A 10,892-nucleotide genomic window follows, 5' to 3' on the forward strand; every position below is an offset into this window, starting at 1 on the left:
TGCCACACCCTTCGCGGGCAGAGTCGTCAGCCCTCCTCCGGTCCCTGTCGCCGATCGGCAAGGCGATGTTGGTCCGCGGCGTCGCCTGCCAGCGCCTCGGTGCGGCGGCTGGTGGCGAGATAGTCCAGGACGATCAACTCGACCGCGTCCTGCGGACTTCTGGTGCCGGCCAGCAACATGACCTCGATCGCCAGATCGCTGTCGAGACTGATGGTGACCTTCGCCATGGCGGCTCCCCCTGAAAGGCTTGCCGCGCAGCCTACCCCCGTGAGCCGGGTCGACGAGCGGACTCATGTGCGACGGAGCCGGGACGCGTTCGGGCCGCAGGGACGGAGGCAGACCCACAGCGCGGGCCGGGAGTGATCCCGGCCCGCGCTTTACTGGTTGACTTGCAGCCGCTGGGGGTCAGCCGAGCAGCTTGCTCGCCAGGGTCGCGGCGTTGTACGAGCCCCATCCGGTGGTGAAGTCCCAGCCGGTGGCGGCGGAGTAGTCGCCGTTGCTGCCGCTGGTGATGTCGTGGAAGCCGGTGCCGCTCGCCGTGTAGAGGGCGGGGTTGGCGAATCCGAGGTTGGCCTTCCCGGCCGCCGCGGCCTGCTGGTTGTACAGCGCCGCGAACGCCGCCCATTCGGGCGCGGCGGCGCTGGTGCCGCCGACCGAAGACCAGGAGCCCTGCGAGTAGATCGAGACACCGGGGCTGGGGTTGGCGTGGGCCGAGACGTCCGGCACCTGGCGGTAGCCGCCGCCGGCGCTCTTCTGCACCGCGGTCTGCCAGCTGGGGATCTTGAAGACGGAGGACTTGCCGCCGCCGCCCCCGGACCAGGCCACCTCCTTGCTCCACGCGTTGGCCGAGGTGACGGTCAGCTTGGTGCCGCCGACGCCGGTGACGTACGGGTCGCTTGCCGGGTAGTCGACGGAGGTGCCGCCGTCGCCCGCGTCGTCGGAGCCGTCGTCCCCGGAGGCCGCGTAGAAGCCGAGGCCCTCGGCGGCGCCCGCCTTGAAGACGGCGTCCACGGCGTTGATGTTGGAGGTGGTGCGCGCGCTCTCGGCGGCGCCCCAGCTGATCGACGTGGTCGGGATGCCGCTGTCGACGATGGCCTGGTAGGTGTCGACTTCACCGGCGTCGGAGTTGGGACCCTCGAAGACGGTGACGTTCGCCTTGGGGGCGATCGCGTGCAGGACCTCGATGTCCAGCTCCACCTCGACCTGGCCGTCGCCGAGCGCGCCGGAGCCGCCGTCCACGTTCTGCACGGTCGGGGTGGGCGAGCCCAGGCTGTAGTTGGTGTCGTACTTGGTGATGTTCGACTGCTGGAAGCCGTCGAACTCGAGGAGCGCGATCTTCTGGCCGCTGCCGGTGTACGTACCGGAGACGTTGTAGCCGCCCTTGAGCTGGGCCGGGGTGTAGCCGCCGCCAGGGCCGTTGTGGGGGGTCACGGTGGAGGGCGTCTGGTGGTGCAGCTGGGCGCGGTTGTTGAGGCCGGACACGTCGCTGACGAGGGAGGCGATGACGGTCGGCAGGGTCGGCGCGGTGTCGTTGGCGTAGAACGAGCGCCCCGACGCGGCGTCCTTCCACGTCGACAGCTTGGTGCCGAAGGCCTTCTCCAGCTGGGCGGCGGTGCCGCTGGCGTCGACCAGCAGGTTCCCCGAGTGGACGGTGCCTACGGTGAGCCCCTGCGCGCGCAGGTAGTCCTTGAGCTGATTGATCTCGGCGTCGGTCCGGCCGAAGCGGGCGGCGAACTGACGCTTCGTCAAGTAGTGACCGTAGGAGCTCGACCGCGGGTTGCTGACCTTGGCGACGAAGGTGTCGAGCGCCTTGTCGTGTCTGGGGGCCAGGCTGATCGCCACCGATATCCGCTTCCCGGCGGCGACGCTGCCGGTGTGGGTCGCGTTCTGGTTCAGGTCCTTCAGGACATCTCCGGTGATCGCCGCGCGGGTTGAGTGCGGCTGGGGGGTGCCGGCGGCGTAGGCGGTGGGGACGGCGGCGGCGAGCAGGGCCGGCACGGCGACCAGGCCGAACAGTTTCAGGCGTGACTTCACTGAGGTCCTCCGGAGAGTGGGGGTGGTGTCCCGGAAGCGGAACGGCTTCACCGTAGGAACATCAGCCCCACCCGCATAAGCGGGGGAACCCTTGCGTCACGTGTTAACTGCGGATGTCGTGTGAACTGCGGATGTCACGTCAACGGCGCGTGTCGAGGCGCCGGGGAATCCGCACCCGGTCGGCCTGACTCGTCATCACCGCCTGGGTAGGGGGCTTCACTTGGTCGTCGTCGCCGGAATCCACGGCCGCCCCGGCCGCGATGACGGCGACCGCCATCGCATGGGCGAGCGCGGTGCGCGAGCGCACCCCGACCTTGCGGTAGACCCGCGACAGGGCGCCTTCCACCGTCTTGACGCTGATGAACAGCTCCGCGGCGACTTCCCGGTTGGTGGCCCCGCCGCCGACCAGTCCGGCGATCCTGGCTTCCGTGGGGGTGAGTTCGGGCCTCCCCGTGCCTGCCTCACCGCTCCGCTCTCCGGCTTCCAGCCGCGCCAGCTCGTCCCTGGCCCGCGCCGCCAGCGGAGCGGCGCCGATCCGTGTCGCGGTCTCCAGGGCCTCGCCGAGGACCGCTCGCGCCGCATTCCTGCGGCGCGCGCGGCGCTCGACCGCGCCGAGCGCGATCAGGGTGCGCACCAGCTCCACGGGCAGAGGAAGTTGACGCAGGCGGTCCACGGCCGCACGCAGCCGTACCGCCCCCTCCTTCGCCCGGCCGAGCCCCGCCTCACGCAGCCCCTCCGCCCGCTCCAGAGCTGCCAGTACGCTCCCGGGCGCATCGCCGGAGGCACGCGTGCGGGCCTCGCGGATCACAGCCCCGGCCGCGTCCGTCTCGCCCAGGACGACCAGGGCCTCGGCCAAGTCGCCGTGCCAGTGCAGCAAGGGCGGGTCTGCGGCGGACATGGCCTCGCCGAGTTCCTTGACGCGTCGCAGCGCCTCGACCGCAGCCGCGGCCCCCCGTGGGTCGCCGACGAGTAGCTCGGCCTGCCCGAGCACCGCCAGCGCGCGCAGCAGGAACAACCGGTCGCCGTCCGCCTCCGAGGCCCGTACCGCCTGCTCGGCGAGGTGGCGGGCCTCGTCGGCGGTGCCGCCCGCGGTCGCCGCGAGCGCCGCCGCGTACAGCGCCGGAGCCGCCTGTACGCCCGTCTCGTCCATGGCGCGCGAGCAGCGGGCGGCCGTGCGCAGCGCCTCCCGGCAGTGCCCGGAGCGCACCTGAATACGGGTCAGCGACACCAAGGTCGCCATGACCTCCTCGACCCCGGCGAACTCGCCGATTTCCGCCAGGAGTCCGGCGACCTGGTCCCGGGCCTCGGCCACCTTGTCGGAGTCGAGGGCGAGGATCGCCCGCATCCGGATCAGTCCCCAGCTCTCCGGGCCGGCCTCGGCGCCGCCGACCAGTGTGAGCGCCTCATCGAGCGCGGCGTCGGCGGCGACGGGTTCCCCTGCCAGGGACCGCACCCGGGCGAGGGTGGCGAGCGCCCCGATCCGGGTGTCCGTGTCGCCCGCCCGGGCCGCATGCCGGGCAGCGCGCCGGGCATGCCGGGCCGCCTTCGCCAACTCCCCGCACAGCAGGCCGCGTACCGCCGCCCAGTGGTGCAGCCAGGCCTCGGCCTCCGGGTCGCCGGCAGCGTCCCGGAGGCCCTCCTCTATCAGTTCATGGGCACCCTCCAGCGCCTGCCCGGCGTTGCGCAGCATGATCAGCCGGGCCCGCACCCGCTGCCGTGCCGAGTCCGACCCGGCGAGGACGGCCTCGGCCGCCTGCCCCGCCTCCTCGAGCTGTCCGGCGTCGCACGCGTACTCGGCCGCGGTCAGCAGCCGGTCGGCGCGATCCGCGGAGCGGTCGCCGGGGGTGCGTCGGACAGCGAGCTCGGCCAGTTCAAAGGCGGCATCGGGTGCGCCGTGGCGGCGGGCGGACTCGGCCGCGGACATCAGTGTGCGGGCAGTGGTCTCGTCCTCGTGCGGGTGGGCGAGAGCGAGGTGGCGGGCCTGCTCCACGGGCTCGGTGACCGCGCGAGCCAGCAGGGCGTGCACCTGCCGACGGCTGTACTCCGGGGCGTCGGCATAGACAGCGGCCCGGATCAGCGGATGGCGGAAACGTACGGTTCCGTCGGCGTCGGCCGTCGCGACACCGAGCCGTTCGGCCTCCGCGAGGTCCGCGGCGGGTTCATGGAGTCCGGCGGCCCGCAGCAGAGTGAGGCTGGGGCGGGCGGCGGCGCTCGTGACGAGGAGGGTGCGCCGCACTGACGCCGGCAGGGTACGCGCCTGCTCCAGCAGCAGGGTACGCAGCCTCCGGGGTACGGGCAGCACCCGGCCGAAGCCGACGGGCCCTCCGTCGCGCGTGGCGGCGCGCCCCAACTCCAGTGCGTACCAAGGGTTCCCGGCAGCGGCGTCCTGGATCGCGCGCAGCACCGCCGGTGGCAGGTCGGCGCCGATGGTGGTGCGCACAAGGTGTGCCACCTCGCCGTCCGCCAGCGGCGGCACGGGAAGTTCGACGGTGCCCGGCGGGCAGCAGCGCAGCCGTTCGGGCTGTTCGCCGTCGGCCACCCGCTCGGTGGCCACCATCCGTATGTCGAGGCCGTCGACCCGGCGTACGGCGAAGGCGAGCACCTCGGCGCTCGGCTCGTCGAGCCACTGGAGTCCGTCGACGACCAGCAGAACGGGGTCGGTGGCGGCGAGGGAACGCAGCACTTCGAGGACGGCGACGCGCACGGCGAGACGGCTCTGCTCGCCGACCGGTTCCCGGCCGCGCAGCAGGGCCTCCCTCAGAGCCGCCCGGGGCGCGGGCGCCAGGGCCTCAAGGAAGCTCTCCGGCACCCGCGAGAACAGGTCGATGAGGCCGACGAACGGGAGTCGGGCGTCCTCCTCCGCGGGCGAGCAGTGCAGCACCGTGCGGGCCGACGGGGCATGCGCGGCCAAGGACGCCATGAGGGCGGCAACGAGCATGGACTTGCCGATCCCCGCGGGACCGTGGAAGAGCACTCCGGGGCGGGCTGTCAACTCGGCCCGGGCGGTGTCGAACAGCTCGCGGCGCCCGGTCAATGACCGTACTCCCATGGCAGTCGCCCGCCCATTGCCCTGGAGGTCGTACCGACGGTCTTCGTGCACGCCGCGCCCAGTGACGGGCTGCAACCGGCGCCGAGGGCTGAGCCGTCGACTCGGCGAGTGCAGCAGGTCCTAAGGCATCGCAGCATGTGTTCATGACAACCTTCGCGGATTCGGCTTGTCAAATGACGTCCGCCGCGCCGCCCGTACGTACAGGTCCCTGCGGGCGCCATGCCCCTCAATGCCGCTGCCGCCCTCCCCGGCTGGTCGGGCAGGTGAGCGCCACAAGGTGCTCATACGTCATCGGGAGATCTCGGCCTTGGGGCCTGTTCGGCGGATCAGGCCGCAGGAAACGGGCGGTGCCTCATCGGCGCGGATGGGCGTGCCAAGCTCCGCGTCCATATCTCAGGTGAAGCGTACTGGCCTGTATCCGTATGTCCGCGTCCAGGACGACGGCCGTGGGCCGTCACTCAGGCGGGCAGGGTGCTGCCGGTCGGAACAGTCCGCAGACCGGCCTGGATCACGCGAAAATGGTCACTAGCCGCCTGTAGGCATTACTTGGGGAGGTCTTGTGAGTCTGAGCCCGCGCGAGGTGTTTCTCCGGCTTGTTCATGGAGTCGCCGGCGGGAACGTCGGCGAGTTGCCCGAATTGTATGGCGAGGTCACCGATGTCCGGCATCCGATGGCGACGCCGGAGTCCGAGCCGTTGACGAGTCGGCGTGCGCTCCAGGGGCACTTCACAGTGCCGCCGGAAGTTCGGGGGTCCTTGCCGAAGAGGCGGGTCGTCGATGTCGTCGTTCACGAGACCGCCGATCCTGAAGTGATCGTCGCCGAGTTCGCCTATGAGTTCACGTCGCCGGACGACTCCATGACCAAGGTGCCCTGCGTCTTCGTCATGCGTGTCCGGGACGGTCAGATTGTCGAGTCACGCGACTACATCGACCCGATCCGTACGTACACGGCACGCGGAGACCTTGACCGCCTCATCGCGTCGTTGCGGAAGGATGCTTCCTGAGGTCCCGGTCTCCGGCTTTCACCAACGAGCCTGTCCCTTGGCATGGGTATGGGGCGAGGAGATCTGACGCATGAAGAGTGGGCCCGGCTGAAGCCGCATCTGCCGAAGTCCGGGCGGGCGGCAATCGAGGTTGGAGCTCGCGCGGACAGGCGCGATGGAGCACCCGAGCAGAAGAAACCAGGGCCTGGGATCGTGGAAGTGGGACGCTCTGTGACGGCTGGGGAGACTAGTGTCTGCCCAGCCGTCATGGCTGGCGCTTCAGCTGATGCGAGCTCCCGTGCCGCTGACACGGACGCGCGGGTCACCCGCGCGCAGCGTCACCGTGAGTTCGCCAGGGCGGCCCAGGTCCTCGCCCTGATGCAGGGTGAGGACGGCGTCCTCGGGGACCAGGCCGAGCTCACGGGCGTACGCACCGAACGCGGCGGCCGCGGCGCCGGTTGCCGGGTCCTCGACGACGCCGCCGACGGGGAACGGGTCACGGACATGGAAGACGGTGGCGGACTCTCGCCACACCAACTGGACCGTGGTCAGGTCCAAGCGGTGCATCAGGGATTCGAGGCGCGCGAAGTCGTACGCGAGATCTGCGAGGCGTGCGCGTGTCGCCGCCGCGAGAACGAGATGGCGGGCACCGGCGAACGCGATATGGGGCGGGAAGGTCGGGTCGAGATCGGCGGCCGGCCAGCCGAGCGCGGCGAGCGCCTCCGTGAGGTCGGCGTCGGCGATCTCCTCGATGTGCGGCTCGACACTGGTGAGTGTGGCCCTGACGGTCCCGCCCTCCTCGGCCACCTCCACCGGCACGGCGCCGACGCGCGTCGCGAATACGAGCTCCCCGGGGCCTATCCGCTCGGCGAGCGCGACGGCGGTCGCGATGGTGGCGTGCCCGCAGAACGGCACCTCGGCCTTGGGGCTGAAGTAACGGATGCTGTAAGCCCGTCCCTCCTGGCCGCCGAGGCCCTCCGGGGGCGCGGTCAGGAACGCGGACTCCGAGTATCCGAGGTCGGCGGCGACAGCCAGCATGTCGCTGTCGTCCAGGGCGGTGGCATCCAGAACGACGCCTGCGGGGTTTCCGCCGTCAGGGGCGTTGGAGAAGGCGGTGTATCGCAGTACCTCGGGCCGCGGCGCATTCGTCGTCATGCCGGTGGCAACGCGGGGCGGGCCCGCGGCTATTCCTGGACGCGGGTGGATGCGGGCATGGGCCCCTGCGGCGAGCCGCACATCGATACAGCCCAGAGGTGTTCTGCCGTACGCCGTTCTTGCTGAGCACCACGATGTCGCGCCGCCAGGCGGTGGCCGTGACCTGGTCGCCGGGCGCGAGCCGCTCCAGGAGCGGCCCCGGGTTGCCGAAGGACACGGTTCCCCGCCAGGAGTCCTGGTACTTCAGAGTTGCCTCGAAGGTGGAGCTCTTCCCCGAGGTCTTGTTCACCGTCTTCTCCACGGTGAGGTGCCAGGTACTCAGGCAGTCCGTCTGCCCGTGCTGCATCGCACGGGAGGAGCACGCCTCGGCCGCGCGGTAGTCCTGGTAGCGCTCGCTGTCGGAGGGCAACCACCAGGAGAACACCAAGTAGCAGGCTGCCGCCGATATCAGGGACATCAGGATCAGCAGCACGCCCATGAACCGCGACCGACCCGGCGACCGCCGCTCGGCACCGTCCTTGCTCGGCGGTCTGCCCGTGCTGTGAGCCCTCACCCGCGCTGTTGTCATGGCCTACCCCCTCCTGGCTTCCATCATCCGGAGACAGGAATACACCCAGATCGCACGGCAGTCTGTGAGAGGGGCAGGTCTCCGCATCCCGGCAAACCCAGCACGAAGGGGGCGCAGGGTGAGGTCTGTCCCTGGTTACCCGCGACCCCGTCTGAATGGCCAGGGTCCAACCTGGCCGGCATGTACCTGCGCGGCGAAGGGGTCCAGTGGCGGGCTGCCTTGCCGTGCGGTGAAACGGCCGACGGGGAGTGCGAGGCGCCTCTTCTGCAGGGTGTGGCTGGAAGGCCCGGACGGCCAACTCAGCGGATACGAGAGTCGGTCGGCGGGGTACTCGCTGTGGTTCCGTACCCGCCGTGCGCTCGCAGATGTTCGAGCAGTTGGTGGTTCAGTGTCTCGGGTGCCTCTTCGGAGATCCAGTGGCTGACGCCCTGGAGGTCCTTGAATCTGCAGGTCCGTTGACCGGTGCACGCCGCTGCCCCTGCGGCGACAGCCTCCCCGCGTGTTGCGGGAGGCGGGTGACATTCGCGTGCCGGGCAGCGACTGTGCGCATTCGGAGGATCTCGTCGTGATCCGCACCTCGTCCTAGACGGACATTCAGGTAGTGAGCCCTACTTCGGTGCCTGGAAGCCGCCGATCCTCTGCTCGAGCAGTTCGGCCAGCCGCAGCGGGGTGCGGTCCTCGAACATCGGACCGATGAGCTGCACTCCCACCGGCAGTCCCTCGGGGGACAGGCCCGTTGGTGTGGCGGTGGCGGGCAGGCCGGGCATGGTGGGCAGACCGGCCCAGACGAGCTGGTCGAAGTACGGGTACTCGACGCCGTCGATGTCGAGCCGGCGTTCCCTCGGATCGGGTTTGTGGTCGTGCGGGAACGCGGGAGTGGGCGTGATGGGACACACCACGGCGTCGAACTCGGTGAAGAGCTGCCGCCAGCCGCGGCGGTGGAGCTCGCGACGGCTGTTCGCCTCGATCCAGTCGCGGTGGCTGAACACCATGCCGCGCAGCCGCGCCGCATCGAGACTCCGGTCGTCTGGCCTCAGTCCGGCGGCGCGGGTCCGCAGTTGCCCGTACGCTTCGACGGGAAGACGTGCGACGGAACTCGAAAACAGCAACTGCGTGTAGAGCACCGCGGCTTCGGCTGAGGACTGAATCTCATGCCCCGACCCAGTGGTCGGCAGTGCCTCGACATCAGCAGGATTCCGGCCCGGTACTGCGGGTCTGCTGGGACGCGTGGCAAGCGCAACGGCGCCCGTCCCCTCAAGGCGGGCGCCGTCTTGCGCTTGCTGTTGTGGGCGTGGGCCTAACCGGCCATGGACGAGGCGTACGGGGACAAGGCCGGAGCGAGTTGCACTCCGAGGGCCAGGCCCAGGGCGACGAGAGCGTCGGGGAGGCCGCGTCCGACGCGGGCCGCCTCCACCGTGCCAGGGGCAGCCAGCGGGCGGCAGCTGCCGGCGATGATGTCGAACAGGTGCTGCACCCGGCCAGGTCCGCGTGGCAGCAGTTGGCCGTGGAAGTCCTCGTGGTGGGCGAGAACGAGGGCGGCAAGACCGGCGACGTGGGCCGACGCCGTGCCGGTGCCGTCGAGAGCCGTGTATCCGCCGAGCGGCGAGCACGACAGAACCGCCACGCCGGGGGCAGCCGCGTCGACCCCGGGGCCGTAGCAGCTGAACGGCGCGGCGAACAGCCCTTCCGGTGTCAGCTGCGGGCCCGAATGGGTGGCTTGGGATGTGTCCGGCGGATAGGACCCGAAGACTCCCAGGGCGCCGACGGTGAACACGGTGGGCAACGAGCCCGGGAAGGCGACCGGTCCAGCCGTGTCGCCCGCCGGGGCGACGCAGGCGATACCCGCCGCGTTGGCATCGGCAAGTTTGCGTGAGACCAGCGCCGACGAGTACGGGGTCGCCACCGCGATATGGGCGATGTCGACCTCGTGTTCGATGCAGTAGTCCAGAGCGCCGATCAGGTCGCTGAAGCAGCCGTCGGGCACGACCTGACAGACATCGATCTCCGCGTCGACCGCGATGCCGATGACGCCCGTGCCGGTGTCCGCCCCGGCGATGATGCCCGCTGCGTGGGTACCGGTGCCCACCGTGTCGTGGGCCCAGCCCTCTTCCGTGCCGCGTACGAGATCGGCCCCGGAGCGCACCCGTTGTTTGAGATCGGGGTGCTCGGCGGCGACACCCGAACCGATGACCGCGATCTTGACGCCGAAGGCACGGAATGTGGGAGGCAGCCGGTCCAGCCGCATGGCCTGCTGACCCCAGCCGTACTGCTGTCTCTCTTCCAGCCCTGGGTAAACCTTGGCCAGCGGTGTGAGGGTGACCAGGTTCTCCCGGGTCACCGACAGGTCCGGGCGATGGATCCAGCGGTCCGCATAACCGCCTGCGGGCCGGACGTACAGGGACTGAATGGACTGCGGAGTCTCCGTGGCCATCATGACGGTGGTCGTCCCGTCGGCCCCGGTGAGGCCCTGGCCCGGCCATGACGCCCCGATCAGGAACACCCCGGCGCCGGCCAGCGGTTCGCCCTCCGGGCCGCAGATGCGCAGCGAGATCGGCACCGGTTCTTCCAGCGGTGCGACCAGCCCCGGATCACGGAGCGGCAGGATCCCCGTGGTCGGCCCGGCGGCGGGGCCGGTTCCGGAGAGCGGCAGGTCCGGCTCGATGTGCACGTGCAGCGACCGCATCGCCGGTACCTGAGCCTCTGCTGCCTCGACGACCGCGATTTCCGGGCAGGAGGGGGGCAGTTCGCCCGACTGGGCCTTCTCCGACGGCCGGAGTCTGCGGACCACTTTGACCTCGGGCATCCGGTCCAGTCGGTCACACATTGCGTCCATGCCGAGTTCGGGCACTCCCGGCGGGAGCAGATGCTGCGGCAGCGGTGTCACCATGTACCGCTCCCGGCGCGGCTGCACCGGGAGCGGTGACTGCGCGCCCTTCTTGCTTGGCCCCGCTTGCCTAGCCTCGGGTCCGGGCCCGCCCACGCCCGCACCCTCGGCCCCGCTCTCGCTGCCAGAAGTAGTACCGGCGCTTGCACTTCGGGCAGGTCTGGCGAGCGGCCATCGCACGGTCCAGCGCCCATTCCTGAGCGATCGTGGGGACCCTCTT

7 protein-coding genes and 1 pseudogene are annotated in these 10,892 nt (G+C 70.7%); 1 reads left to right on the top strand and 7 read right to left on the bottom strand.

The window, feature by feature from the left end:
- Positions 1–26: 26 nt before the first annotated feature.
- The 3 genes from ABZ656_RS19275 to ABZ656_RS19285 form a co-directional block, all read right to left on the bottom strand.
- Positions 27–227, bottom strand: a complete 201-nt coding sequence (locus ABZ656_RS19275) for a hypothetical protein (protein WP_101406669.1) — start codon at positions 225–227, stop codon at positions 27–29.
- 178 nt (positions 228–405) lie between these two features.
- Entirely contained in the window at positions 406–2,034 is a 1,629-nt protein-coding gene (locus ABZ656_RS19280) for a S53 family peptidase (RefSeq protein WP_360269401.1), read from the bottom strand.
- 139 nt (positions 2,035–2,173) lie between these two features.
- Complete coding sequence (locus ABZ656_RS19285) at positions 2,174–5,068, bottom strand: AAA family ATPase (protein WP_360269403.1); 2,895 nt, start codon at positions 5,066–5,068, stop codon at positions 2,174–2,176.
- 595 nt (positions 5,069–5,663) lie between these two features.
- Between ABZ656_RS19285 and ABZ656_RS19290 the strand changes: the two genes are divergently transcribed.
- The gene (locus ABZ656_RS19290) at positions 5,664–6,086 is read left to right on the top strand and encodes a nuclear transport factor 2 family protein (RefSeq protein ID WP_360269414.1); all 423 of its coding nucleotides are present in this window, start codon (positions 5,664–5,666) and stop codon (positions 6,084–6,086) included.
- 258 nt (positions 6,087–6,344) lie between these two features.
- Here the strand turns inward: ABZ656_RS19290 and ABZ656_RS19295 are convergent, their stop codons facing one another.
- The 4 genes and pseudogenes from ABZ656_RS19295 to ABZ656_RS19310 form a co-directional block, all read right to left on the bottom strand.
- The gene (locus ABZ656_RS19295; RefSeq protein ID WP_101406666.1) at positions 6,345–7,220 is read right to left on the bottom strand and encodes a PhzF family phenazine biosynthesis isomerase; all 876 of its coding nucleotides are present in this window, start codon (positions 7,218–7,220) and stop codon (positions 6,345–6,347) included.
- The gene (locus tag ABZ656_RS19300) at positions 7,159–7,788 is read right to left on the bottom strand and encodes a hypothetical protein (RefSeq protein WP_360269406.1); all 630 of its coding nucleotides are present in this window, start codon (positions 7,786–7,788) and stop codon (positions 7,159–7,161) included. The genes ABZ656_RS19295 and ABZ656_RS19300 overlap by 62 nt, the downstream gene beginning before the upstream one ends.
- A 608-nt stretch (positions 7,789–8,396) precedes the next feature.
- Positions 8,397–8,921 (bottom strand): annotated as a pseudogene (locus ABZ656_RS19305) (amidase family protein); the annotation flags it as partial.
- A 164-nt stretch (positions 8,922–9,085) separates the two neighbouring features.
- Positions 9,086–10,675, bottom strand: coding sequence for a S8 family serine peptidase (locus ABZ656_RS19310; RefSeq protein WP_360269408.1), 1,590 nt, complete (start codon positions 10,673–10,675; stop codon positions 9,086–9,088).
- Positions 10,676–10,892: the final 217 nt, after the last annotated feature.

The sequence above is a fragment of the Streptomyces sp. NPDC007095 genome (assembly GCF_040634475.1).
Lineage (GTDB): Bacteria > Actinomycetota > Actinomycetes > Streptomycetales > Streptomycetaceae > Streptomyces.